Source organism: Lactobacillus sp. UMNPBX19, from assembly GCF_002553805.1.
Taxonomy (GTDB): Bacteria; Bacillota; Bacilli; order Lactobacillales; family Lactobacillaceae; genus Lactobacillus.
In genome coordinates this window covers 1-25,388 of sequence record NZ_PCYR01000003.1, presented here as the reverse complement: position 1 = coordinate 25,388, position 25,388 = coordinate 1, and the positions used below count along the sequence as shown (strand labels likewise).

The 25,388-nt window shown below is 34.7% G+C and carries 25 protein-coding genes and 1 pseudogene; 6 read left to right on the top strand and 20 right to left on the bottom strand.

The genetic code is table 11. The features are described 5' to 3' along the window. Positions 1 to 40: 40 nt before the first annotated feature. From CP370_RS01570 to CP370_RS01520, 11 genes are all read right to left on the bottom strand, one after another. Positions 41 to 1,495: a DEAD/DEAH box helicase gene (locus CP370_RS01570; protein ID WP_087713286.1), complete on the bottom strand. Its 1,455-nt coding sequence runs from the start codon at positions 1,493 to 1,495 to the stop codon at positions 41 to 43. Between the two features lie 15 nt (positions 1,496 to 1,510). After that, positions 1,511 to 2,878, bottom strand: a complete 1,368-nt coding sequence (murF, locus tag CP370_RS01565; protein WP_012845624.1) for a UDP-N-acetylmuramoyl-tripeptide--D-alanyl-D-alanine ligase — start codon at positions 2,876 to 2,878, stop codon at positions 1,511 to 1,513. A gap of 162 nt (positions 2,879 to 3,040) precedes the next feature. Beyond that, entirely contained in the window at positions 3,041 to 3,292 is a 252-nt protein-coding gene (locus CP370_RS01560; RefSeq protein WP_004895935.1) for a type B 50S ribosomal protein L31, read from the bottom strand. Positions 3,293 to 3,408: 116 nt separating this feature from the next. Then, a complete protein-coding gene (locus tag CP370_RS01555) occupies positions 3,409 to 5,007 on the bottom strand; it encodes an APC family permease (RefSeq protein ID WP_087713287.1) in 1,599 nt (532 codons plus the stop codon). Between the two features lie 103 nt (positions 5,008 to 5,110). Beyond that, the gene (locus tag CP370_RS01550; protein WP_087284804.1) at positions 5,111 to 5,875 is read right to left on the bottom strand and encodes an ABC transporter ATP-binding protein; all 765 of its coding nucleotides are present in this window, start codon (positions 5,873 to 5,875) and stop codon (positions 5,111 to 5,113) included. Continuing rightward, positions 5,868 to 6,767, bottom strand: coding sequence for an ABC transporter permease (locus CP370_RS01545; RefSeq protein ID WP_087713288.1), 900 nt, complete (start codon positions 6,765 to 6,767; stop codon positions 5,868 to 5,870). The genes CP370_RS01550 and CP370_RS01545 overlap by 8 nt, the downstream gene beginning before the upstream one ends. Next, on the bottom strand, positions 6,764 to 7,756 hold the full coding sequence (trpX, locus tag CP370_RS01540; RefSeq protein WP_087713289.1) for a tryptophan ABC transporter substrate-binding protein: 993 nt from the start codon (positions 7,754 to 7,756) through the stop codon (positions 6,764 to 6,766). The genes CP370_RS01545 and trpX overlap by 4 nt, the downstream gene beginning before the upstream one ends. Positions 7,757 to 8,041: 285 nt before the next feature. Beyond that, on the bottom strand, positions 8,042 to 9,277 hold the full coding sequence (glyA, locus tag CP370_RS01535; protein ID WP_004895940.1) for a serine hydroxymethyltransferase: 1,236 nt from the start codon (positions 9,275 to 9,277) through the stop codon (positions 8,042 to 8,044). A gap of 147 nt (positions 9,278 to 9,424) precedes the next feature. Then, positions 9,425 to 10,867, bottom strand: a complete 1,443-nt coding sequence (gene gtfA / locus CP370_RS01530; protein WP_004895941.1) for a sucrose phosphorylase — start codon at positions 10,865 to 10,867, stop codon at positions 9,425 to 9,427. Between the two features lie 10 nt (positions 10,868 to 10,877). Further along, positions 10,878 to 13,076: an alpha-galactosidase gene (locus tag CP370_RS01525; protein ID WP_087713290.1), complete on the bottom strand. Its 2,199-nt coding sequence runs from the start codon at positions 13,074 to 13,076 to the stop codon at positions 10,878 to 10,880. Next, on the bottom strand, positions 13,060 to 15,021 hold the full coding sequence (locus CP370_RS01520) for a PTS sugar transporter subunit IIA (protein WP_004895943.1): 1,962 nt from the start codon (positions 15,019 to 15,021) through the stop codon (positions 13,060 to 13,062). Before CP370_RS01520 ends, CP370_RS01525 begins: the two co-directional genes overlap by 17 nt. Positions 15,022 to 15,242: 221 nt before the next feature. Between CP370_RS01520 and CP370_RS01515 the strand changes: the two genes are divergently transcribed. From CP370_RS01515 to CP370_RS01505, 3 genes are all read left to right on the top strand, one after another. Next, on the top strand, positions 15,243 to 16,070 hold the full coding sequence (locus CP370_RS01515) for an AraC family ligand binding domain-containing protein (protein WP_087713291.1): 828 nt from the start codon (positions 15,243 to 15,245) through the stop codon (positions 16,068 to 16,070). 77 nt (positions 16,071 to 16,147) lie between these two features. After that, positions 16,148 to 17,563, top strand: coding sequence for a C69 family dipeptidase (locus CP370_RS01510; protein ID WP_087284813.1), 1,416 nt, complete (start codon positions 16,148 to 16,150; stop codon positions 17,561 to 17,563). A 136-nt stretch (positions 17,564 to 17,699) separates the two neighbouring features. Further along, complete coding sequence (locus tag CP370_RS01505) at positions 17,700 to 18,458, top strand: NADPH-dependent oxidoreductase (protein ID WP_087713292.1); 759 nt, start codon at positions 17,700 to 17,702, stop codon at positions 18,456 to 18,458. A 146-nt stretch (positions 18,459 to 18,604) separates the two neighbouring features. On the opposite strand, the gene CP370_RS01500 is transcribed toward CP370_RS01505, so the two are convergent. Continuing rightward, the gene (locus CP370_RS01500; protein ID WP_087284817.1) at positions 18,605 to 19,207 is read right to left on the bottom strand and encodes a nitroreductase family protein; all 603 of its coding nucleotides are present in this window, start codon (positions 19,205 to 19,207) and stop codon (positions 18,605 to 18,607) included. A 149-nt stretch (positions 19,208 to 19,356) separates the two neighbouring features. On the opposite strand from CP370_RS01500, the gene CP370_RS01495 reads away from it, so the two are divergent. Beyond that, positions 19,357 to 19,677: a helix-turn-helix domain-containing protein gene (locus CP370_RS01495; protein ID WP_012845615.1), complete on the top strand. Its 321-nt coding sequence runs from the start codon at positions 19,357 to 19,359 to the stop codon at positions 19,675 to 19,677. Here CP370_RS01495 and CP370_RS01490 read toward each other — a convergent pair whose 3' ends face one another. Continuing rightward, positions 19,678 to 20,130: a hypothetical protein gene (locus CP370_RS01490; RefSeq protein WP_087713293.1), complete on the bottom strand. Its 453-nt coding sequence runs from the start codon at positions 20,128 to 20,130 to the stop codon at positions 19,678 to 19,680. An 86-nt stretch (positions 20,131 to 20,216) separates the two neighbouring features. Here CP370_RS01490 and CP370_RS01485 point away from each other — a divergent pair, with 86 nt between their 5' ends. Further along, complete coding sequence (locus tag CP370_RS01485) at positions 20,217 to 20,933, top strand: DUF4097 family beta strand repeat-containing protein (RefSeq protein WP_087713294.1); 717 nt, start codon at positions 20,217 to 20,219, stop codon at positions 20,931 to 20,933. Between the two features lie 41 nt (positions 20,934 to 20,974). Here the strand turns inward: CP370_RS01485 and CP370_RS01480 are convergent, their stop codons facing one another. Next, complete coding sequence (locus tag CP370_RS01480; RefSeq protein WP_087713295.1) at positions 20,975 to 21,241, bottom strand: hypothetical protein; 267 nt, start codon at positions 21,239 to 21,241, stop codon at positions 20,975 to 20,977. A gap of 312 nt (positions 21,242 to 21,553) precedes the next feature. Between CP370_RS01480 and CP370_RS01475 the strand changes: the two genes are divergently transcribed. After that, complete coding sequence (locus tag CP370_RS01475; protein WP_011161442.1) at positions 21,554 to 22,069, top strand: hypothetical protein; 516 nt, start codon at positions 21,554 to 21,556, stop codon at positions 22,067 to 22,069. Positions 22,070 to 22,218: 149 nt separating this feature from the next. Here the strand turns inward: CP370_RS01475 and CP370_RS01470 are convergent. The 6 genes and pseudogenes from CP370_RS01470 to CP370_RS01450 all read right to left on the bottom strand — a co-directional run bounded on the left by CP370_RS01470 (position 22,219) and on the right by CP370_RS01450 (position 25,173). After that, positions 22,219 to 22,735, bottom strand: a pseudogene (locus CP370_RS01470) (AAA family ATPase). Beyond that, entirely contained in the window at positions 22,732 to 23,205 is a 474-nt protein-coding gene (locus CP370_RS01465) for a methylated-DNA--[protein]-cysteine S-methyltransferase (protein ID WP_087713296.1), read from the bottom strand. Before CP370_RS01465 ends, CP370_RS01470 begins: the two are co-directional and overlap by 4 nt. Positions 23,206 to 23,278: 73 nt before the next feature. Next, positions 23,279 to 24,043, bottom strand: a complete 765-nt coding sequence (locus CP370_RS09935) for an MFS transporter (RefSeq protein ID WP_232458508.1) — start codon at positions 24,041 to 24,043, stop codon at positions 23,279 to 23,281. A 110-nt stretch (positions 24,044 to 24,153) separates the two neighbouring features. Continuing rightward, a complete protein-coding gene (locus tag CP370_RS09930) occupies positions 24,154 to 24,459 on the bottom strand; it encodes an MFS transporter (protein WP_232457407.1) in 306 nt (101 codons plus the stop codon). Between the two features lie 36 nt (positions 24,460 to 24,495). Continuing rightward, complete coding sequence (locus CP370_RS09925) at positions 24,496 to 24,648, bottom strand: hypothetical protein (RefSeq protein WP_223658185.1); 153 nt, start codon at positions 24,646 to 24,648, stop codon at positions 24,496 to 24,498. Between the two features lie 3 nt (positions 24,649 to 24,651). Next, on the bottom strand, positions 24,652 to 25,173 hold the full coding sequence (locus tag CP370_RS01450) for a B3/4 domain-containing protein (protein ID WP_255408019.1): 522 nt from the start codon (positions 25,171 to 25,173) through the stop codon (positions 24,652 to 24,654). Between the last annotated feature and the right edge of the window lie 215 nt (positions 25,174 to 25,388).

Below are 25,388 nucleotides of genomic sequence, written 5' to 3'. Positions count from 1 at the left end.
AAAAAGAGCTGTAGCAACTACAGCTCTCCAGTAACAAAAATTAATCTTTTTTCTTTATAACGAAATCATGCTTTCTACCACCTTTACGGGCACTAGGCTTACGATGATATCGTTCATTTCGATCTCCACCACGTTTGAAATTACGTTTAAAGTTTCGATTATTACCATGCTTTGATTTAAATGGTAATGGCTTTTCAGGTGTAATTTTTACTTTTACACTATCTGCATCTTTAGACAAGTTCTTCAATAAAGCGGCCACTAAATCAATCGCAGAATAATCGTCAAGAAGTTGAGATGCTTCTTCAGTATATTTAGAAAGATCGCTATCAAGCAATTCTGCTACTTTTTTATTAGCTGCACTTAGCTGACCTTTAAATGCTTCTTCATCAGTTGGTGGCTTAAGTGGCATCATCTTTTTATGCGTTAATTGTTCTATAGTACGCATATAGCCAATTTCATTTGGAGTAACAAAAGTTACAGACATTCCGTTCTGGCCAGCACGTCCAGTTCTACCAATACGGTGAACATAAGAATCTGGATCCTGCGGAATATCATAGTTATAAACATGACTTACTCCAGAAATATCTAATCCACGAGCTGCCACATCAGTTGCAACTAAAATATCTAGCTTACCTTTACGGAATCTCTTTAACACGCTCATTCGCTTAGCTTGAGAAAGATCACCATGAATTCCAGCAGCGTTATATCCACGTGCTTGTAGCCCACGTGTTAATTCATCAACACGTCTCTTAGTTCTACCAAAAATAACAGCTAAATCAGGATTTTGAACGTCAATTAAGCGACATAGGATGTCGAACTTTTCATTTTCTTTTGCTCTCACAAAATACTGATCAATTAAATTAGCAGTTAATTCTTTTCCTTTGATTTTTACAATCTCAGGATCATTCATGAATTTTTCACCAATTCTTAAAATTGGCTTTGGCATTGTAGCAGAGAAAAGTAATGTTTGATGTTTACTTAATGCATATTTCAAAATACTTTCAATATCTTGAATAAATCCCATATCAAGCATTTCATCTGCTTCATCTAAAACAATTGTTTTGATTTTAGAAATATCAATGGTGCCACGTTTTAAATGATCAAGCAAACGTCCAGGTGTTCCTACCAAAATTGCTGGTGTTTGCTTTAAAGCACGAATCTGACGTCTAATATCAGCACCACCATAAACTACTTGAACGCGAGCTTTTTCATCACGACCTAAACGGAACAACTCTTCTTGGGTTTGAATAGCCAATTCACGGGTAGGTTCAATAATAATAGCTTGAATTGAATCGTGTTGCTTATCTAAGTTTTGTAAAATTGGCAAACCAAAAGCAGCAGTTTTACCAGTCCCTGTCTGGGCTTGACCAATTACATCTTTTCCCTCCAAAACTAGGGGAATGGTTTTTTCTTGAATTGGTGTAGCTTCTTCAAAACCTGAACGCTTAATAGCTTTTAAAATTTCAGGTTTTAAGTTCATTTCAGAAAATTTCAAATATCTAATTCCTTCCTACATGAGACGGTCTAAAACCTTTTCCAAATGCATCCCATGTGATCCCTTTAGCATTACAATATCAGCTGGCTTAATATCATTCTTTAAGTCATCAATCATATGATTCATTTGATCTTGTGGATAATAGTGCAAATTTTCTTCTGGGTACTTATCAACAAGAGCATCATATAAGTTTTTCATCTCTGGACCATATAAATATAGTTCATTAATAATTGCTGGATCCAAGCTAGCGGCAAGAGACGCATGAAGATCGGCTGATTCATCCCCAAGCTCTAACATATCACCTAAGACAGCAATTCTGCGCCCACCATCTTCGACCATTACTTGTCCAAACGAAGTCGTAACAGCCCTAACCGCAGTTGGATTTGAATTGTAGACATCATCCATAATTGCTTCGCCTACATCACCCTTCTTCCATTGCATTCTATTTGCTGTTGGAGTGAAGTTAGCTAAAGCTTGGGCAATTTGTTCATCATTTTCACCAAAATGGCGTCCTACACTAATAGCTGCAAGAGCATTAGAGACATTATGTTTTCCAATCATTGGAATCTTAAATTGCTGTGTTGACCCATTTACTTCAAAAGTAGCATGGTGCATGTAAGATCTAAATATAGTGGCAAAAACAGTATCTTCTTCTCTAAAACCAAAAGTACTCTTTTCTTGCTTAATCTTAGCTGCACGCTCTTCTAGTAAAGGTTCATCGCCATTGTAAATAAACTTACCGTCTTCTTTTAAGAAGTCAGTAATTTCCATTTTAGCGTCTGCAATCTTATCTCTAGTACCAAAGAACTCAATATGAGCTTCACCAATCATTGTGATGACACAAACATCGGGTCTTACTAATTCACTTAAATGATGTAATTGTCCAGGGCGATCCATCCCCATTTCAAGAACTAAAATTTCAGTAGATGGTTTCATCTCTAAAATAGTTACGGGTACCCCAATTTCATTATTAAAGTTAGCCTGTGTCTTATGCACATTAAATCTTTTTGATAAAACCGCTGCAACCATATCCTTAGTTGTAGTTTTACCATTAGATCCAGTAATTCCAACAACAGTTGGATTAACTTTACCTAAGTAATATTTAGCTAAATTTTGAAGCGCAGTTAGCGGATCTTCCACTTCAATAACTGGCACATCAGTAGGCATACCCTCATGTCCTTTTTTCCAAAGGGTTGCTTCTGCTCCGTTTGCCATTGCATTAGATACAAAATCATGTCCATCCCTTGCACCATCTAAGGGAATAAACAAAGAATTGGGAGTTGCTTTTCTTGAGTCAAAAACAACAGAGGTAATGACCTTATCTTCTCCCATATTAACTGAACTATTTAATGCTTTAGCGATCTCAGCAAGTTGCATTTTCATAATAAATAAATTACTCCTACCTAAAATTGCATGTACTCCTATTATACTGACTTATCACAGTCAGAAAAAGGTCTCACGCATATCAATAAGAATTATACCACGTTAAGCATAAAAAAAGAGCAGTCCAAAGTGGGCTGCTCTTTTGGTAAAAACCAAGAATTATTAGTTCTTTGAAGACATACCGTACTTCTTGTTGAATTTTTCGATACGACCATCTGCTTGTGCAAACTTTTGCTTGCCAGTGTAGAATGGGTGAGAATCTGAAGAAATTTCAACACGAACTAATGGGTAAGTCTTACCTTCGAATTCAACTGTTTCTTCTGGTTTTAAAGTAGAACCAGCTACGAACTTAGCACCAGTTGCTGAGTCCATGAAAACAACTTCTTGGTAATCTGGATGAATCCCTTTTCTCATTGTTTAATACTCCTTTGCCATGACCAATATTTCAGATCATAGATTATTTTACGACTAGTTAAGGATAGCACCTTTCTAACTATAATTCAAGCTAATTTAGACTAGTGTACTTAATTCTAGTCATTCTTAAGCTTAATTTTTTCGTTTACTTTTATCGCTGCCGGGTCAACTTTTTCTAGTCCTGTATCAATTGCAACTTTATAGAAGATCAAGGAGACAATTGCAATCAACAGAAAATCCCACGGATATTTAATCCAGTTTTGTCCACCAAAGCCGTCGCTACCACAATAAGACATAATAGAAATAAATACTAAATACCCTAAAAGCCAAGCAGCATGCTTAAACTGCGATTTAAAATCTTTCTTTTGATATTTAACTTCATAATAGAAATAAATTGGAATTCCCACAAGAATAACCAAAATAACTTGAATTGTTGTTGGCCACATCGTCCAATAAATAGCTAAACTAGTTAATACAAAAGTTAAAGGAGCAAACCAGCGCATATAATTAGGTTTATATGGTCTTTCCAAATCTGGTGCTATTTTTCTCAAAGTAATAGTAGTAACTGGACCAGTTAAATAAGCAATCAAAGTTGCACAAGTAATTACTGTTGCAAGTAAATTCCAGTTCCTAAAGACACTTACTAAAACCATTGCCAAAATTAAATCTGTAATCATCGCAAAACGAGGCACTAGATAGCGTCTATTAAGTCTCCCTAACCAAGCTGGTAAGTGTTTTGTGTACGTCATTGCAGCCAGGGCTCTTGATGCAGTTGCAACAAAAGCTACTCCAGTCCCAAAAGGTGAAACAAAAGCATCCATATAAAGTAAAATTACAAGCCAATTAATTTCTAAAAGGATTGCAATATCTGCAAATGGGGACGCAAAATTAATTCCATGCCAGGATTTCTTAGCAAGCATTGCCGGATCAACCGCTCCAATAAAGGCTACTTGAAGCAAAATATAAATTGCAGCCGTCACAAACATGGAAATTAAAACTCCACGAATAATATTCTTTCGCGGATTCTTTAATTCACCACCAATATTAATTATTGTCTGAAATGCGTCATAAGACATAATGATACCAGCGCCAGAAGCTGCTTCAAAGATGGCTCTACTTCCATAAGGCATAAATGTTTTTACATCGTGACCAAAGTTAGCAGGATGAAAACTAGATGCAAACAGCATAATAATTGTTATCGTAGGCAAGAGTACTTTAAAAACAGAAATTAAGTTAGTAAAGTGGGTCATGATTTTAATTGACCAGAAGTTAATTAAAGTAAAAATAATCATGAACACAAATACCAATAATAGCCCCGGTGTAGTTATATTTCCGTCTTGCATAAAGTGATGTGTCCAGTTTGCCCACTTCCATGGCCAAGAACTCATGTATTGAACAGCCGCAACTGCCTCCATTGGCACCAAAGTTACCAGCGAAATCCAATTTGCCCAAGCAGCGATAAAGCCAAGCATGGGCCCATGGCTATATTGAGCATATTTGCTCATTCCCCCACTTTCAGGAAACATAGTTCCTAGCTCAACATAAGTCAAGGCAATTGCAATAATAATAACTGCACCGATTATCCAAGATAATATAGCCGCTGGGCCGGCAATTTTTGCTGCCGAGCCTGAGCCAAAAAGCCATCCGGATCCAATCAACGAATTAAGGGCTAGCATTATTGCTGAAAATAAACTTATTTTATGTCCCTTATTCACATCTCTTCCATCCCTTCTTTATAAAAATTAAATCTATACTTAAAACAATTAAAAATTATTTTAACTAAAAACCTAGAACCGACAACCAGCCCTAGGTTCTAGATCAATCTTCAAAATAGCTATAAAGATCACTTACTTTTAAATTTCTTTTTTCTTCTTCACTAATATCTGCTTTAACTTTACCATCCTTTAACACTAAAAGACGATTTCCATATTTTAAAGCATCCTCCATGTGATGTGTAATCATTAAGGCAGTTAATTTATTTTCTTTAATTTGCTTATCAGTTACTGCTAGTAGATTTTCACTAGTATGAGGATCTAAAGCTGCTGTATGCTCATCTAATAATAAAATATCGGGCTTTTCTATTGTAGCCATCAAGAAACTCAAAGCTTGTCTTTGGCCTCCAGATAAGCCCTCCACAAACGTATTTAAACGATTCTCTAAGCCATTATTCATAACTGCAGCTAGCTTTTTAAAACGAGGTAAGTTTTGCTTAAGTCTTCTAATCTTTAAAAATCTTCTCTTTCCCCGTTTTGTTGCTAGTAATAAATTTTCTCCCACCGTCATTCGCGGAGCCGTCCCCATCTTAGGATCTTGAAAAACTCGTCCAATAAATTGTGTCCGCTTTTCTTCACTCATTTTAGTAATATCCTGCCCATTATGCCGAAGAATACCACTATCAGGTTTTAAACTACCCGCAATCGTATTAAAAAGTGTAGACTTACCCGCTCCATTTGTCCCAATTATAGTAATAAAATCTCCAGGTCTAATTTCTAAATTAATTCCTTTTAAAATTGGAACAATTTCACCATCAGCTGTTTTAACAGTTGTTTGGACATCTTTTAATTCTAAAATTGGCTTAGTCATGCTTTTTCACACCTCTTTCTACTGGCTTTTTCAAATGTAAAAACTTTTCTAACTGCGGAAGCATCATACATAGAGCTAAGACAATTGAAGAGATTAAATTTAAATCATTAGCTGAAAATCCAAGTTGCAGTACAGCGAGTAAAATCAAACGATAGATAATACTACCTAAAGTTACAGCTACTAAACGCTGATTTAAGGTCAATTCTCCAAAAGCTACTTCACCAATAATAATTGAAGCTAAAGCAATAACAATAGTTCCAATTCCCATATTAATATCGGCATAACCATTATTTTGCGCAATTAATGCTCCACATAAGGCAACTATTCCATTTGATAGCATTAATCCGACGATCACCATAAAATCTGTATAAATTCCTAATGATTTAGCCATGCTCGGGTTATCTCCGGTAGCAATAAAAGCTTGGCCAAAATCTGTATTTAAAAAGAAAATTAAGATTCCCGTAATTACTATTACTACTACGATACCTAAAACAACACCGTTAAAATATTGGGGTAAACTTTCTAAAAATTCATTGTTGAGTAATGTCTTCTTACCAATCAGTGAAATATTAGAACCGCCCATAATTCGTAAATTAATAGAATAAATTGCCGTCATTGTTAAAATACCAGCAAGTAGAATTGGAATTTTTCCTTTTGTATATAATAATCCCGTTACTAAACCTGCTGCCATTCCAGCTAAAAGGGCTAAGAAAGTAGCTAAGTATGGGGACATTCCGTGTGAAATATTAGCTACTGCAACAGCTGCACCCAATGGAAAGGTTCCTTCTACGGTCATATCAGCAAAATTCAAAATTCTAAATGTCAAATATAATCCTAAGCCAAGCAAAGCCCATAGCAAACCCTGGCCAATAGCAGATACGATCAAGTTCATCTATATACAACTCCTTTTTTCTGACATTCTTCTAAAAATCGTTGAGGTACTTGAAGATTTAATTCTCTGGCTTCTTTTAAATTAACAACTGGTTCTCCCTTTCTCACTCTTTCGATTGGTAAAGAACTAACTTTTTTACCCTTTAAAATTTCAATAGTTATCTTTCCAGTCATTTTTCCTAACTCATATTGATTAACACTATAAGTTGCAAGACCACCCTGTTTTACCATAGTAGCTGCGGCAGGGAAAATTGGCTTTTTAGCAGCATTACCATTTTTAACTAATGTTTCCATCGCTCCAGCAATTGTGTTATCAGTTGGTACAATGACGGCATCTACTTGACTAAACATCTGCTCTGAAACTTGATTAAGATCGTTACTATTTGCAATTGAGAAAGATTTTAAAGATATTTTTCTCTTTTTACATTCACGTTCAATCTCATGAAAGCCGCTAACTGCAGACGAATCACTAGAAGTATAAATTACCCCTAAAGTTTTTAAATTGGGTAAAAACTCTCTAATTAAATCTAATTGTTGCTTAATTGGAGCAGCATCTGATACACCAGTAATATTTTTTTCGGGATGTCTTTCATTTTTTACTAGCCCACTAGTTTTGGGACTTGTTACAGCACCTAAAACTAGTGGAATTTTATTCGTTGTATTCGCTAATGCTTGGGCAGCGGGAGTAGTAATTCCAACTAATACTCTTGATTGCTCATCAGTTAGTTTTGTTGCCATCGTACGTAAATTACTCTGATCATTATTTGCATTTTGATAGTCAATTTTGATATTTTTTCCATTTACGTAGCCCTCTTCTTTCAGCTCATCTCGAAAGCCGCGATATATCTCATCAAGAGCTGGATGACGCATCAAAGTTAATACACCAACTCGGGGAATTTTATTATTTTCTTCTTTCTGTTTATTCTCTCCAAAAAAAGCTATGGTTAAAAAAGCTACTAAAATTACAATTAATCCATACATTCTTTTCATAATTTTTCTCCAAAAAAACAGGAATCTACCTTCACATGCAGATTCCTGTTACTTTTTTATCACAAAAAGAAAAAGGTCTGCATGTTACTCCATGCAGACCACAATAAATACACAGCCAGCACAGATACAATCTGAATCTTTCAGGTTGCATCTTGCTTAACAACCTGATTTACTGGCCTTGCCAACGATTATTTTTCATAAACTTAGCTTGTGTATTCATAATTAACTACTCCTTAAAAAATTTAATTATATTGTAATTGGCTTATATTTTTCTGTCAATAGCTTTTATTTGATCGGATATCTCTGAATTAACCCCTTAACTCTTTCTTTTGCCTGAGCTAGGACTCCTGCATCTTCAGGATTATCCAAAACTTCAATAATTATTTTAGCAACTTCTTTAGCATCAGATTCCTTAAAGCCCCGACTAGTTATTGCTGGTGTTCCAATTCTCAATCCACTAGTAATAAATGGACTTCGTTTATCGCCAGGAATAGATTCTTTGTTAGTCGTAATATTCACAGAGTCTAGTAAATTTTGGGCATCTTTTCCTGTTACGCCGGTCTTGGTAATATCAATAATCATCAAGTGATTATCAGTTCCACCTGAAACCACGCGAATATTTTTGCTATTTTTAAATTCTTCAGCCATGGCTTTTGAATTCTTAATTACTTGATCAATGTATTGAGTAAATTCTGGCTGTAAATCTTCATAAAAAGCTTGAGCCTTTGCAGCAATAACATGCTCTAATGGTCCACCTTGCGTTCCTGGAAAGAGAGCTGAATCAATTTTCTTCCCTAATTCTTTATTGTTAGATAAAATCATCCCTCCACGCGGACCACGTAAAGTTTTATGTGTGGTTGTTGTAACAACGTCAGCTATAGGTATTGGGCTCGGATGTGCTCCAGTTGCAACTAAGCCTGCAATATGCGCCATATCAACCATTAGATAGGCACCAACTTCATCCGCAATATCACGAAACTTCTGCCAATCAATAATTCTGCTATAAGCAGAAGCGCCAGCAATAATTAATTTTGGCTTCTTCTCTATAGCAATCTGTCTAATTCGCTCAAAATCCAATTCTTCAGTTTCAGGATTTAGGTCATAACTAATAGAATTAAAAATTTTCCCTGAAAAGTTAACCTTCGCCCCATGCGTAAGATGCCCACCAGCATCCATACCCATTCCTAAAATTGTATCTCCTGGCTTTAACAAAGCATTATAAACTGTCATGTTTGCCTGTGAACCAGAATGAGGCTGAACATTGGCATATTCTGCATTAAATAATTTTTTGGCATAGTCAATTGCCAATTGTTCTACCTTATCAATATATTGACAGCCACCATAATATCTCTTTCCCGGATATCCTTCTGCGTATTTATTGGTGAGAACAGATCCTTGTGCTTCTCTGACAGAATCGGAAACAATATTTTCTGATGCAATTAATTCAATTGTATCTTCTTGTCTTTTCTCTTCACTTTTAATTGCATCCCAAAGTGCAGGTGATTTTTCTCCATAATTCATCTATAAATTCCTCCCATGCTTGCAGAATTTTTTCATTAATCAAATTATACCTTATATTGTCTATAAACTTAGTTTCTAGATCTGCTTCAAAAAAAAGAATTAAGCAATTTCTACCTAATTCTTCTTCAAAAATATTTATAGTTTGTATTAAAAAGCCATCTCTCGCCCATTCACTAACACTTTATAAGCTAAGGTTTCTAAGTTTGCACGTAATTCTGCTTTTCGTGTTTTGTCCTGATTCAAACGGATAATATGAATTTCATTTTCAGTAGGAGTAGTAACCTCAATACTTCCATTCAAATCAAATGCCGCTTCATTATTTCTAAATCTTAATAAGTTAATTAAAGAACTAACAACAGGACGTTGAACTTCTTCATGAATTTCTTCACGACTATAATAATGACGATTAATATTTCGACCTTCTTTTGTCTTTTCAAGAAGTTCAATATCATTTTTACCAGCAAGCATTCCAACATAATAGACTTGGGGAATTCCAGGTGCAAATACTTGTAAAAGTCGAGCCATAAAGTATTTTTTATCATCATCACCAAGTGCAGAGTAGAAAGTAGAGTTTATTTGATAAATATCGAGGTTATGATATTCCGCACTTGAGTATTTCTTTTTAACATTAGCGCCGACCTTATACAATTCATTGCTTGTGTATTCTATCTCATTCGGAGTTAAGATATCACGAGCATCTACTACACCAATTCCATCATGAGTATCTAATGTCGTAAACTGCTTCATTGGACTCTTTTTTAGCCATGAAGCAAGACGCTGACTTTTACCGCTATATAGTGAATAAAGCACCACCATTGGTAAGGCAAAATCATAAATAAAGTAACCATGTCTTGCAATCTTAAATGGCATTGAATAGTGTTCATGAATTTCAGGCAAAATTAGCGCGCCTTTAGCTGAAATATCATCTTGAACTTCTTTCAATAGATCCCAAATTTCTGGTTCTACGAAAAAGTCATTAGTATCTAGCTTCTTAACAGCATAAGCAAACGCATCTAGTCGAATGATGTCACTGCCATGATCAATTAAATTATTTAAAGTCTGCTTAATAAACTGTTTAGTTACATCTTTGCGAACATCAAGATCAATTTGCTCTTCACCGAAAGTATTCCAGAGTTTTTCCTTACTTCCATCCGCAAAAATAATTTCCTGATATGGAGCACGATCTTTTCTCTTGTAAATAAGGTCAATATCTTTTTGCGTTGGTCGATTCTTAGGCCAGAACTTATCCCAACTCAAAAATAAATCAGCATATGGACTTTGATCCTTATTTTTTTGAAAGTTACGGTAATATTTAGACTGGCGAGAAATATGATTAATCATAAAATCAAACATAAGATAGTATTCTTCGCCTAACTTTTCAACGTCCGACCAGTCCCCAAATTGAGGATCAACCATTGAATAATCCGTTGGAGCAAAGCCGCGGTCACCAGTTGAGGGAAAGAATGGTAACAAGTGAACTCCTCCAACAGCACCTTTTAAGTCTGTGTGCAGTACGTCATCTAAATCTTTAATATTTTTACCTAAACTATCTGGATAGGTTATGAGCATTACTTTATTTGAAATTGCCATTACTATATTCCTAATCTATTGCTTTAAAGTGATAAATATAGGCCTTGAAATCACCGTGTTCAACTGGATCATAAATTCCTAAATTCATCAATTCATCTCCGCCGTATACCTCATGAGTATTTTGATCTTCATAGTACTTTTCTGGGGCAAGTCCGACCATCTTGGTCTTAGTTAAATATGGCTGAGCACTTGCCATTACTTTAACTACTGATAAAACAGCTTCAGTTTTATCTTTCGAAACAGTTTCCCAGGCACATTGATTACTGGTTTGAGCACTCTTTAAACGATAAAAAGTGCCATACTGAGTAACTTCTCTAATTTTTTTATATTCTGCCACCTGCTCTTTAACTGCTTGACGATCCTCTTTGCTCATCTTAGTTAAATCAAGTTCATAACCTAAATCACCCCACATTGCTACAATTCCACGTGTCTTAAATGGTGTAATTCGACCATTTTGTTCATTTGGACTAACTGAAACATGAGAAGTCATCATTGATTGTGGATAAGCTAAACTAGTACCATATTGAATACTTAATCTATCAATTGCGTCACTATCATCACTAGCCCAAATTTGTGGGTTGTAGTATGCCATACCAGCGTCAAAGCGTCCGCCTCCGCCAGAACAACCTTCAATTAATAGATCTGGATAAGAATTAACTAATCTTTCAAGCAAGTCATAGAGTCCTAAGACATAACGGTGGTAAGTTTCACCCTGTCTTGCAGCTGGTAAATCTGCTTCATAAATATCTGACAAGTGACGATTCATATCCCACTTGATATAATCAATCTTTCCTGATTCAAGAATTTTGTTCATTTGCTCAAAGATATTGTCACGAACTTCTTTTCTACCTAGATCAAGAACATATTGATTACGAGATGGACTTGGAGTTCTTCCTGGAACATGCATTAAATAGTCAGGATGCTCTTGATATAAGTTTGAATCCATTGAAATCATTTCCGGTTCAAACCAAAGACCAAATTTTAATCCTTGTTCATGAACATAATCCGCAAAATGGTCTAATCCATGTGGGAATTTCTTTTCAAAAACACTCCAGTCTCCTAATGAAGAATTATCATCATCACGATGGCCAAACCAACCATCATCAAGAACAAACATTTCAATGCCCATTTCCTTCGCATCATCAACAATTGGCTTCAATTCTTCTTCGTCAAAATCAAAATAGGTAGCTTCCCAGTTATTTACTAAAATTGGTCGAACTTGATCTTTATACTTACTTCTAATAACACGATCATGAATTAAACTGTGGAATGCTTGACTCATCTTGTTCAAGCCTTGAGCAGAATATGTCATCAATACTTCTGGAGTTTGGAAACTAGAATTTGGTGTTAGTTCCCAGCTAAAGTTGAAATCATCAATACCGATATTGACATGGGTTTGTGCAAATTGATCTTTTTCTACTTCAAATTTGTGATTACCGGAGTAAACAAAGGCAAAACCATAAGCATCCCCAGAAAATTCAGTAGTAGCTTTATCAACTAAAGCCATAAATGGATTCATTTGATGACTAGAAGTACCACGATGACTAGAATAGACATGAATACCTTGATTAATTTCGCTACGTTCTACTCGTCTTTCATGTGCATGAGCACCAGGTAAGGTAATTGATTCAAAGTCACGGTCTACAAAGTCGATTTGCATTGAAGCAACTTTTTCAATGTTAACTGCTTTCTCACCCTCATTAACAACTTTTACTGAGCGCGTGAGTACGGGGTAATCGCGATAAATTGTATAAGCTAATTTAAATTCAACTTTGCTCTTTTCATCAAGTAAATTGATAATTAAAGTTTCAGCTTCATCATTATTTTCAACAAAGGAATGTGGCAATCCTGCTAAATCTGGCTTACCTGCTACAATTTTATAATCTTGGTAAGTCAAAAATAGTGCGTTAGATCCATCCTTTTGGCGAACTACTGCTGCTGGAGTATGGTAATCCATTTCACCAGCTGTACTGTATTCTTTTGGTAAAGAATCACGTGAAAAAGTTCTATCTAGTGAGCCCGGTAAATTACCAGAAAAGCCTCGGTCTACTCGCGGATAGCGTAATTGCCCATGATATTGTTTAATTGTTTTACCAAAATACACGTGAGCAAGTGTATTTCCATCTTCAACTGCTAATAAGTATGAAATTTGATCATTATGTAAATGAAAAACTTTATTTTTTTTATCAAAATTAATTAGTTGGTTCAACTTCTCCGCCTCCTAATACTGGCTCTTCCTTCTTTACTTTTAATTCTAAAATATTATCTTCTGCTTGTACGGCTTGACCAGTTTTCGCCATTAAGTCAATATCTGAAAACTTACCAGAATTTGTTACTATTACAATAACCGTGTCATCTAGACCAGCCTTTTTAATAGTAGGGTCCCAGAATTCAATTAATTCTTGGCCCTTCTTTACCCTTTGACCCTGTTCAACATATGATACAAATCCAGTTCCGTTTAGTTCTACCGTTCCAAGTCCAATATGAATTAATAGAACTACCCCGTTATCACCAACTAGCCCAACTGCATGTCTTGTAGTAAAGACCTGTCTAACTGTCGCATCAAATGGAGCCAGGACCTTTCCATCACTTGGCTTAATTGCAAAGCCTTGTCCAACTGACCCAGATGAGAATGTTTTGTCATTAACCTGGTTTAAATTTATCAATTCACCAGAAATTGGAGTGGCAATGAGGACATCACTATCAACATCATTATCACTATCCTTATCAAATTTCTTGCCCCAGGTCTTTTCAAGCTCAGCTACGATTTCTGCATGTTTCTTTTCACTTAAAATAACCTTACTTGCAAAAATTAAAATTGCAATTACAAGCATAACAGCAGGTACAGCGAACATCATTATTTTAAAATTAAGCTTACCAGCTGCTGTAATTGAAGAAGCAGTAGCACCAGTAGTCATCCCAGCCATAATCGCAATTTGACCAACAACACCATTTGAAACGGCACCGCCAAACTTATCAATTAATGGACGAACAGACAACGCAAGTGATTCGTCACGATGCCCAAGTTTTAACTGACCATATTCAACTGAGTCAGTAATAACCATTAAAACGATTAAAAATACCATTGGTTGTGGAAAGCCAAAAATTGAGGCAGCAAGCAAAACCAGTGGTAAATTACTTCCAGCTACTGCAAATAATCCCATTCCACAAAGCATTACAGCTAAACAAGAAGTAAAGAGTGCCTTACGACTCATTTTTTTAGATAAAAGTGGAAATAATGACGTCGCAATAATTCCTAAGAATACATTAATCGTTGAAAAAATAGAAAATGCTTTTGGCATTCCCATAATATATGTAAAATAGTAAACTTCAAGAGATCCAGTAATATTAATTGCAACCCCATAGAATAAGTATGCAAGTGCAACCCACATTAATTGATCATTACCTGATAAAGCTTTAAAAATACCAATAATTCCCTTAGTATCTTTCTTATTTTTACGAATATCGCTGTTAACTTCTCTAGTAAATAAACCAACACACCATGCAGAAACAAATGCAATTGAGCAAATAATTGCTGCAAAAATGAACCAACCACGATCATCCCCCGTAGAAGTTGGACGGGCTGAGAAGTAGATAACAGCTGGCATAACTAGAATTCCAACTAACCCACCACCAATAGTAGATCCTACACGAGCATAAGTAGCAGTTTTTTCTCGTTCTCTAGAATTAGTTGTTAAAGATGGAAGCATTGACCAAAAGCCAACATCTTTAAATGAATAAAAGATATCCATTGTGATGTATAGAACTGCAAAAACAATCATGTATAAGATTGCATTCTTTTGATAAAGTCCGCCTAAGTTAGTGAACAATATCAATAAAATCACAGCTGAAACGCTACCACCAACTACAACCCATGGTCTAAAATGGCCCCACTGGGTCTTAGTTCTGTCAATTGCATTTCCAATAAATGGATCAATAAATAATTCAACAATTCTTAACACCATGATAATCAATGTAACCATACTGATCATTCTGGCATCTTCAGCCGCATTACCTGTATTAAATAAATGCGAGGTAATAAACATAATTAAATATCCTGATAGTAATCCATAAAATGAATCATTACCAAATGCACCAAAACTGTATGCTAGTCTAGCACCCAGTGACATTTTTCCCTGATCTTTATCTTTCATAATCTTCCCTCTTTTAGTTTTTTGTATTCGCTTTCAGCAATATTTATTATGCATAATGTATGCGCTTTACAAAATAGCTAGATTAAGTCAGATTATGTCAATTTGTTTTTAATCATAATGATATGTTTTACCGTAAAAGTGGTATCATTATAAGTACTAAATATATTTTTGAAAACATATATCCATCATTAACATGGGAATTTGATAAGAGGATAAGAGCAATGAATGGTGAATATCATACATTAAACAATCACAGTATTGAGACTAAAGTTTTATTTTTTGGACAAGAAAATTGTCTTCCAAACTACTTTTTCAAGGGTAATAATGTCCGTAACAACTATGTCATTCACTATATTCAATCAGGTAAAGGAACCTTTTCGGTAGCTAATCACCATGCTGTGAACTTAAAAGCTGGCGATATTTTCCTTCTTCCAAAGGATATACCTTGTTTTTATCAAGCTGACGGCACTGAACCCTGGTCATACTTCTGGATTGGTTTTTCAGGTATAAAAATCAAGGGATTACTAGACAATTCTAAGTTGACTAAAAAATATTATTTACGTCAGCTTCAAACAAGTGAAACTTACGAAAGCCTAAAACAACTTTTCGATTCACTTCACTACCGTAGTTTCCTTGCTAGCGATGTATTAATTGAGTCATTAATCTATACATTCTTTTACCACTTAATCACCGAATATCCTGCTGAATTAAATTCTAAAGCTAAAAACGCTAATGAAGAATTGCGTCTAGCGGTTAATTATTTAGAACAAAATTCTGCTAATTCTACTTGTACAATTAGTGCTCTATGTAATGATCTCGACCTATCTCGAAGCTACTTATACAGCATTTTTAAGAAAAATCTGAACCTTTCTCCACAAGCATTTCTTACCCAATTACGGATGGAAAAAGCGAAAGAAAAACTATTAAACAGTAATTACGCTATTCAGCAAATTGCAAATATTACCGGGTATACGGATGCCTTTACTTTTTCAAAAGCTTTTAAACGCTATACTGGCCTTAGTCCCAAATACTATCGAGAAAAGCATTAACTAGTGCCAGATTATTTCCTAAGACCTTACATTTTCGCGTACAATAGTAAGTAAAGAATTCAGAAAGGATTTTATTTATGAAACCAACCGAATGTACTACTATCTTAGTCGGAAAAGATGCAACTATTGATGGTTCAACAATGATAGCCCGTAGTGAAGATGGCGGCCGTACTATTATTCCTGAGCGATTTGATGTAGTAATGCCAGCTGATCAACCTAAACACTACGAAAGCGTAATTAGTCATCAAAAGATCGACGATGAAGATCTTCTCCCTAACCCACTTCGCTACACTAGCGCACCTGACGCATCAGGTGAAAATGGAATTTGGGCTGCTGCTGGTATTAATTCAGATAATATTGCTATGACTGCAACTGAAACTATTACCACTAATTCAAGAATTCAAGGTATTGATCCCCTCCTTGAAAAAGGGGGTCTAGGCGAAGAAGACTTCGTGACTCTAACTTTGCCATATATTCATTCTGCCTATGAAGGTGTAGAACGCGTAGGCTATCTCCTTGAAAAGTATGGTACTTACGAAATGAATGGAATGGCTTTTTCTGATAAAAACGAAATTTGGTACCTTGAAACTATTGGTGGCCACCACTGGGCAGCTCGCCGTATTCCAGATGATGCATACGTAATTGCTCCTAACCGTCTAAATATCGATGAATTTTATTTTGATAATGATGATTTTGCTTCATCAGAAGATTTAAAAGATTTAATTGAAGAATACTACTTAAATCCAGACCTTGAGGGCTATAACTTGCGTCATATCTTCGGCTCCTCAACAATTAAAGATGCGCACTACAATAATCCACGTGCTTGGTATATCCATAACTATTTTGATCCTAATTTTGGTGGCGAGCCAAGTGATCAAGATCAACCATTCATTTGCCACGCAAATCGCAAGATTAGTATTGAAGACATTAAATGGGCTGAAAGTTCTCACTATCAAGATACTCCTTTTGATGCATATGGAGATCAAGGTACACCTGAACAAAAGAAGACATTCCGTCCAATTGGTATTAATAGAAACTTTGAAACTCATATTTTACAAATTAGAAATGACGTTCCAGAAGAAATTGCCGGTGTTCAATGGTTAGCATTCGGACCAAATACTTTTAACAGCATGGTTCCTTTCTACACTAATATCACTACCACTCCAGCAAGCTTCCAGACTGGTCCTAAATTCGATTTAAATAAGATCTTCTGGTTGAATAAACTAACTGCTCAATTAGGTGATACTAATTTCCGTGTTTATGGTGAATTAGAAGCCGATTTTGAACAAAAGAGTCTTGCTCAATGCCATAAAATTCAACATGAAACTGATAAAGAAATCGAAAACTACTCTGGCGATGAACTCCAAGATAAGCTAAACAAAGCAAATCAAAAGATGGCTGATACAGTTTACAACAATACTGTTGAATTACTAGGAAACATGGTTAACGAAGGTCACGGCTTAATGACCTTAAAATATGACTTACTTGATTAGGTAAAAATAAATACATACAAAGATGCATAGAAGTTATCTCCTATGCATCTTTTTTTATCCAAAATTAATGACAAAAAAAAATAATGATAACTATCTGCTATAATATACTTACTAATTATTAGCAAGAAGGATGAAAATGATACATAACAAGACTATTGATACACAATTAAATCACCGTTCAATTCGAAAATTTAAAGATACAACTTTAAATAAGGAACAATTGGAAACTTTATACTCAGTTTTTGCACAAACTCCAACTAGTATGTTTATGCAAAATGCTAGCTTGATACATATTATTGATCCTGAGCAAAAGAAAAAAATTAGAGAACTATGTAATCAAAAATATGTTGGTGCAGAAGGTGATTTATTCATCTTTGTCGTTGATTTATATCGTAATCAACAAATTAGAAAACAACTTGGCACGGATGATGGTCGTGTGCATACTACTGATATCTTTTTCCAAGCAATGGAAGATACCTTACTTGCCTACCAAAATGTCGCTAATGCCGTAGAAAGTATGGATTTAGGCTACGTACCACTTGGAACAGTTAATGATCATCCACTTGAAATGCTTAAGACACTTGATTTACCTAAATTGACTTTTCCAGTATTAGGAATGCAAGTTGGCGTACCTGATCAAAAGCCACAATTAAAACCACGTTTACCATTACAGTTCACTTGTTTTGAAGGAAAATATAACAAGGACTTCGATGTAAAAGAACTACGTGATTATGACAAAGTAGTTACTACTTACTATGATTTACGTGACTCAAATCGTCGTATTGACTCATTTACTAAACAAATTACTGGCGCTAAGCTAGATAATCACAAAACTGATCGTGACGAATTGCCTGAAGAACTGCATAAACAAGAGCTTTGCTTAGACTGGAGGTAAAAATATTAGAATCGGATCAAATGATTCGGTTCTTTTTCTTTCTAAAAATAAAAAGTGAGAAGAAAATAATTTCTTCTCACTTCACTTGTTTGTTCAAATTTATCAGTATCTTAACCTAACGAAATTACTTGAAAAAATGTATTTTATTATTTAATCAACTTAAATACTTCATTTTCATCAAGATAATCTTTCTCACCAGCTGGAGCTTCAATAGAGCCAAATGGCATTTGTGCACGAAGTTTCCATTCTTTAGGTAAATCAAAGGCTTCATGAATTGCATCATCAATTAATGGATTGTAATGCTGCAAACTTGCACCAATATTTTGTTCAGCTAAAGCAGCCCAAACAGCTTGTTGTGCTCCGCCAATGCCTTGTTCTGCCCAGTCAGCACAATTATCTGCATACAGAGGAAAATCTCTTTCTAACTTTTCCACAATTGCTGTATCAGTTAAGAAAAGAATTGTGCCAAATCCAGCTCTAAAAGTAGCAATTTTTTCTTTTGTTTTAGCAAAGGCTTCTTCGTCAGGTACCTCAGATTTTAATCTGTCTTCAACAATGTCCCATACCTTATTTGAAGCTTTTCCAAATAAAACAACTGTACGCACAGTTTGACTGTTAAAAGCAGTTGGAGAATTGCGAACCGTATCCTTAATCAAGGTATAAATGTCCTCAGGAGTTTCTTTTACATTATCCCCAAGTGCATAAATTGAACGACGTTTTGCTAATAAATTATTAAATTCCGTTTTCATGCTTGTACCTCTCTATTTACAAAATAAGTTTTACAAGTTAATGTATTTATATATTTCACTTACTTATAGTAACTTACTTTTAAAAAGTAACAAGACGTGAATTTATTTTCACCTAGTCACAATTTATTCACCAGAAAGGAATGTTATTAATGGAAAAATTATCTGCTTCTAGTTGCTCACTAGAAAATACCTTAAGTATAATTGCCGGAAAGTGGAAAAGTGTTATCATTTACTATCTATTACAAAGAAAAGTGTGCCGTTTTAGCGAATTACAGAAATTAATTCCTGACTGCTCTAAAAGAATGTTAGCTCTCCAATTAAAAGATTTAGAAAAAGCAAAAATTATTAACAAGAAAGTTTATCCGGTAGTTCCTCCTAAAACTGAATATTCCTTGACTGATTTAGGAAAGACACTCTTTCCAGTTATTAAGGCGATGGATGATTGGGGCGCAAACTACCATAATTCTTAATTACTTACTAGCCTTAGGTGGACGAAGAGCGCCGCGTTTAATCGTGATTGGTAAATCCTTTAAAGCCCCATAAACCTTTTCAAGTTCAGCCATAACCTCTTTTTCATCTAATCCTTTTTCCTTGATAACTTCAGAGGCCGCTTTAGCATAGTTACGTTTAAATTTTGCATTCACTTCATTCCAGTTAACTGATGTAAAATTATCAGCTAATTTTTGATCAAAGGATATTTTCCCTTGCAACATCAAAACTGCAATTATCGGATACCCTGCATAACCTTGCCAATAAGTCGCATTGTCATTTGAATGGTAAATGTTATCCTCCCAGCTTACCGTATAGGTCTTTGCACCATTTGATGAGGTAACCAAAGCTTCATTATTTTTTAATTCCACATGTTTATCCACAATTGCTGTGTAAGCTTCTAAAATTTTTTGAATTGGTGGCATCTTTTTCATTATCTTTCCCTCCAATTTTCATTTAAATTTACTTTACTCAATAAATATAAGATAATTAGTCCTAACTATTATCTTAGGAGTTTTTTATGAAAAATATTAGTAAAAAGTTCGCCTTAATTTTTATGCTGCTCTCTCTTGGACTGGCTCTTTCAGCTTGCAGCATTATTATCTCTAACAACAATAACAATAAACCGGAAATTAAAACTACTATTAGTAATCAAGGTTTTAATCAACTAAAAGTCTCTGTTACCGCAACAGACATTTCTGTTAAATATGGCGATAAATATAACGTTGAATACGAAGGGCCTAAGAATTTAAAGCCTACTGTTAGCAGAAAGAATGGTAGTCTAACAATTAAGCAATCAGCCTCTGGTATTCACCGCATTAACGGAGATCCTACTATCACTATTACCGTACCAAAACACCTATTGAAGAGTTTAAATCTTTCAACAGATGACGGTGATATTGAAGTGGAAAACATTGCTACCACAAATCCTATTTCTTTGAATACTGATGATGGAGATATTGATATTAACAATTTAAAATCTCCAAGTGGAAAAATTGATACTAGTGATGGAGATATAACTATCAACAAATTAAATAGTAAAAATGGCTTTAAGATAAACACAGATGATGGCGATATTCATATCTCTATGTCTAATTTTAGTGGCTATAACCTTAATGTAGATGATGGGGACATCAAAGTTAAAGGTGATTCATCTAGCGATACTTTTACACAGAATAAAAATAGCACTAATGTATTAACAGCTTCTACACAAGATGGAGATATCAAAATTAAATAGAATATAAGTAAAAATGACAGATTGTAGCCTTTTACAATCTGTCATTTTTGCTTGCTTAAATATAATTTGTTACTTCGTGGAAATTCTATCTTTTGTAATTTTTTCATTCTCTTTAAAACTTCTATTTCAGTTAAATTTTCCCACACTATTTGGCGATATCCATTTTCAACTACTGTAAAAGTATCTCCACCCTTTTCCACAAGGATGCTTCGATCTTTTTTATAAGTTAAAAATTTAATTTTATCACCCTTATTCATCTTTTGAAGTTCAATTCTTAGGAGCTGCAACAAATTTTTATTATCTATCATAGCTTAATTCCTTCACAAAAAAAGAGATAGGAACTCATCTTATCTCTTAATTATATACATAATTTTTATTTAAAACATATGTAGCTATAATACTTACTGCATGACTTAAAAAATTTTTATCCGCTAGTTGACCTTACGATACTTACAAAAGACAGTTCTAAGCCTATCTCAGCTGTCTTTTCTTACTACTATTTCTCTAAACTTTAATTAATTTTATAAATAACTAAAGTCCTACTTTAATCACTATACTTTACTTTAAAATGCGTCTATAATATAGATTCATAAGATATATAAAGAGGTGAATTTCTGATCATGAAAAGTGTAAATTACACTAAAAAACATCACATGTATTTAATGAACCATACTAATGGTGACGTTATTGAAGTGAAGACTGACAAAAAAAATAAATCATTCAAAAAATTACGTCTTTACCGTCAAGATGGTCTAGGGAACTACTATCTGGATCCACATGCAGAGTTAAAAGATCGGAATAGTTTAGCCACTAAAGAAAATATTGTGGAGGCTGGCAAAAAAGTTAGTCGTCATGTTGCTAGTGCTCGTCACTGGCATCATAAAGTAAGACCAATTTTTAATGCCGATCATAAGATTATTGATTTTGAACCTCGCTTAAATCTAAAGCATCACACTCAGGTTCAAAATGCTAAGAGATATCTACGTCACCTTGAAAATCATCATGCTGATTTCCTTTTCCGTAAAAACAATAAAGGTCGCCTAATGGCACCCTGGAACTACGTAAAAGACGCAATTTATGAAGATCGAAACAAAGAAATGGTTTTGGCTCATAAAGTACATAAATTAACTAAGTAAAAAGCTTCTCGTTCAAATTGAACGGGAGCTTTTTTGTTTTATATGGTACAAAAATTAATATCTTATATTTTCTCTATATAGCAGACAATAAAAACATATAAAGCTTTTTAGTCCTTAATTACTTATTAACCAGCTGAGTTTTTACTTTTCTAATCATCCAAATCAATCTCAATCTTATACTGCTCATTAATTAGCACATAGTTTAAACCATACTTTTTAGCCATTTGTAAATAATGAGTATTATCTTCTAAGATATCCTCTATTGAGCAACTATCGTCTAACCGATTTTCGATTTTATTTGCATATTTTTTAATATTTGCAAAATTATTCTCGATATATTTTTTACTTATTACAAGACAATAATATTTAATCTGCTCTAAATATTTTTCATCAAAATAATTTTGCCAGTCAAAAGGAATATATCATCCCTCAACAATTAAATTCTGTTTACTCTCAATCGCAGTTTTAATCATTTCTCATACAATCGGCCACAAACAGTTCGTAAGTTGATCATCATCTTCAGATGTAAGCTTTTTGTAATCAGTACGGCTCATCCCCATCTCTAAATGATCAATAAGATAAATATGGGTATTTATATTTTTCAAGTAAATGCTGTGCCAGAGTAGTTTTTCCAGTATGGGATGCACCAGTTATTAGTACAATCATTTATTTTTCCTTTCAAGCTCAAGTAAAAACTTTTTTGCTTTCGTACCATAGGCATAGCCAGTTAGACCTCCATTTGCGCCGACAACTCGGTGACAGGGAATCAAAATCATAATCGAATTATTGTGAGTGGCCCTTCCAATAGCTCTCGCAGCCCTTGGCTTATCTATTAATTTAGCAATCTCACCGTAAGTTTTTGTCTCCCCATAAGGAATTTGTTTAAGTTCTTGCCACACTTTCTTTTGAAATTGTGTTCCTTCTTGCTTCAAAGGAAGATCAAATTTTTTTCTTTTTCCAGTAAAATACTCTGTTAGTTCTACTTTACACTCTTGAGCTAACTTATTTGCTGCTTCATTTCCCACTATATTTTCTTCATGACCAGTAGGTTTTATGCTGACTATTGCTTCATCAGTAGCAATTATCCGCAGTAATCCTATTGGTGTGGTTACGGTTAATTTGCTAATCTCGCTCATTTTTATCCTCCTTTTTTATTATTTTAGTTAACCAAATACAAGAAAACTATTCAATTTCATGAGTAGCTTATTTTTATCGCTCTTGCTTTTTAATCCCAAAAATCAACAAAGTTGCCAACAATGTAACTAATATCGTTGTACTAAGTGACCACTGGTAGCCACTGATAACAGATCCTGTCTGATCTTGAACCAGATTTTTAGTTGTTACTGCCAGTGCCGTACAGAAGGAATTGGCAACCTGAACCATCGTCACAATAATTGTGTTTCCTGAAACTACGCTCTCTTGGGGCAGAGCATTTAAGGCGTAAACTTGTGCAGGTGTGTAGCACAAGATTAGTCCCGCACATCTAATTGCATAAAGTAGCGTAAGCCACCCTAGAGAAGTCTGTGCATTATAGAAAAACATTGGTACTGCAGTAATTAATCCTAAAAGTGCCCCAATCATGGTCATTTTCTTAATACCCATTTTATCGTAAAGTCTTCCAGCAAATGGTGATAAAAACGCCATTGCCAATGCACTTGGAATCATTACTTCACCAGAAATGATTGGGCTAACTTTCAGAATATTCTGGTTAGAGAGCGGCAGCATCAACTCGGATGCCATAATCGCTCCTGATACTAGCAACGTGATCAAAATCCCCAATCGATATTGCTTATAGGCAAAAGCACGTAAATTAAGGAGTGGCTGCTCAAGCTTAAATTGGCGTTTAATAAAGCTCATAATAAAAACTATTCCAACAATTGCAAATAAAGCTGTATAAATTCCATTACTGCCACTTTCTCCTAAACGTCCTAAACTATAGAGTAGTGAGCCCAGTCCAATAATTGCATAAAGCACAGATGGAAAATCTGCACTTATCTTCTTAGGTTCGAGCACATTTTCAACAAAAAATTGTGTACAGATTAAGGTCAAAATGTAAATGGCAACAACACAATAAAGAGCATGCGTCAGTCATAAAATTCTAATATTACTCCTGATAAAGTAGGTCCAATTGCTGGTCCCAAGTTAATGATGATACCCGCAATCCCAATGGCAAGACCACGATTTTTAGCCGGAATGATGATTGTCAATACATTCGTAACCAGCGGCATATTGATTCCCACAGCAATAGCTTGAACTAAACGCCCAATCAATAAAAATATAAAGTTTGGCGCAAAAGTTGAAATTAAATTTCCAATTAAGAAGATGCCCATTGTCATGGTAAACAAACGCTTCAAAGGAAAACGGTGCATGAAAAATGCGGCTAAAGGCATTATCATTCCTGCCACCAACATATACCCTGTGTTCAGTCACTGCGCACTCATTTGACTGACATGCGTTTCTTCCATAATCATTGGTAAACCATTGTTCATCAACGTTTCTGCCAAAGTCGTAATAAAACTTCCTAGCAAAAGCGTGGCCATCATTAAAATTACTTTGCTACGATTATTCTTTATTGCCATTAATTATTCCCATTCAAATTCTGGATGATTACGATCTACATACCCGACTTGCGTTTTTACACCAAAAATTTCAGTAATCTTCATCGCTAAATCCGTCCGGGCTTTATTTACAGTATTTTTATTCACATCGGTAAAACCATCAATTGGGAAGAAAACGTCATGGGTTTCATTAGTAATCTTTCCATGCTCGCTTTGACGCCAAGTCCATCTACGCGTTCTCACATCTTTTCCAACTGCATAAACAACTTCACCTTCATCAGGTTCTTCTATTTTATCGGTTCCAAGAGGAATAAAGTTATCTCCCGATTGAGCCACACGCATCATAATACTATCTTCAATTCCATCTAAACTATGCGTTCCCATGGGGAGTGTGTACTTTAGCGAAATCGCATTATTTAGATCGACAATTGGATTGATGTGAGACAAGTCTTTTCCTTTTGATAACCGTTTAAACAAAGCTTCCGCAGAACAAGGATAACGATTAGGATTAATATCAATTTTTCTGAGCGCTTCTCTATATGGGATAATTTACTCATTTTGCTTAACATTCACACCATCAAATTTTTCTTGTGAGAAGTTCATGTATTTATTGAGTAGCTCATTAATTTTAGAATAATCCTGACTATTATCGACTTCCTTTGCCACTACAACTCCTACATACAAATTTGGTAATTTTTCAAAAATCCGCCGATTGTAAAATCAAATTGAACACTTTAGAAAAATAAAAAGTCCATCTGGAC

Bases quoted from the DNA above. Each gene is read 5' to 3' on its own strand.
- murF (WP_012845624.1), bottom strand. From the start codon at position 2,878: ATGAAAATGCAACTTGCTGAGATCGCTAAAGCATTAAATAGTTCAGTT.
- CP370_RS01560 (WP_004895935.1), bottom strand. From the start codon at position 3,292: ATGAGAAAAGGGATTCATCCAGATTACCAAGAAGTTGTTTTCATGGAC.
- CP370_RS01550 (WP_087284804.1), bottom strand. From the start codon at position 5,875: ATGACTAAGCCAATTTTAGAATTAAAAGATGTCCAAACAACTGTTAAA.
- CP370_RS01545 (WP_087713288.1), bottom strand. From the start codon at position 6,767: ATGAACTTGATCGTATCTGCTATTGGCCAGGGTTTGCTATGGGCTTTG.
- trpX (WP_087713289.1), bottom strand. From the start codon at position 7,756: ATGAAAAGAATGTATGGATTAATTGTAATTTTAGTAGCTTTTTTAACC.
- glyA (WP_004895940.1), bottom strand. From the start codon at position 9,277: ATGAATTATGGAGAAAAATCACCTGCACTTTGGGATGCAATTAAAAGT.
- gtfA (WP_004895941.1), bottom strand. From the start codon at position 10,867: ATGGCAATTTCAAATAAAGTAATGCTCATAACCTATCCAGATAGTTTA.
- CP370_RS01520 (WP_004895943.1), bottom strand. From the start codon at position 15,021: ATGAAAGATAAAGATCAGGGAAAAATGTCACTGGGTGCTAGACTAGCA.
- CP370_RS01515 (WP_087713291.1), top strand. From the start codon at position 15,243: ATGAATGGTGAATATCATACATTAAACAATCACAGTATTGAGACTAAA.
- CP370_RS01510 (WP_087284813.1), top strand. From the start codon at position 16,148: ATGAAACCAACCGAATGTACTACTATCTTAGTCGGAAAAGATGCAACT.
- CP370_RS01505 (WP_087713292.1), top strand. From the start codon at position 17,700: ATGATACATAACAAGACTATTGATACACAATTAAATCACCGTTCAATT.
- CP370_RS01500 (WP_087284817.1), bottom strand. From the start codon at position 19,207: ATGAAAACGGAATTTAATAATTTATTAGCAAAACGTCGTTCAATTTAT.
- CP370_RS01495 (WP_012845615.1), top strand. From the start codon at position 19,357: ATGGAAAAATTATCTGCTTCTAGTTGCTCACTAGAAAATACCTTAAGT.
- CP370_RS01490 (WP_087713293.1), bottom strand. From the start codon at position 20,130: ATGAAAAAGATGCCACCAATTCAAAAAATTTTAGAAGCTTACACAGCA.
- CP370_RS01485 (WP_087713294.1), top strand. From the start codon at position 20,217: ATGAAAAATATTAGTAAAAAGTTCGCCTTAATTTTTATGCTGCTCTCT.
- CP370_RS01480 (WP_087713295.1), bottom strand. From the start codon at position 21,241: ATGATAGATAATAAAAATTTGTTGCAGCTCCTAAGAATTGAACTTCAA.
- CP370_RS01475 (WP_011161442.1), top strand. From the start codon at position 21,554: ATGAAAAGTGTAAATTACACTAAAAAACATCACATGTATTTAATGAAC.
- CP370_RS01465 (WP_087713296.1), bottom strand. From the start codon at position 23,205: ATGAGCGAGATTAGCAAATTAACCGTAACCACACCAATAGGATTACTG.
- CP370_RS09930 (WP_232457407.1), bottom strand. From the start codon at position 24,459: ATGCCTTTAGCCGCATTTTTCATGCACCGTTTTCCTTTGAAGCGTTTG.
- CP370_RS09925 (WP_223658185.1), bottom strand. From the start codon at position 24,648: ATGGCAATAAAGAATAATCGTAGCAAAGTAATTTTAATGATGGCCACG.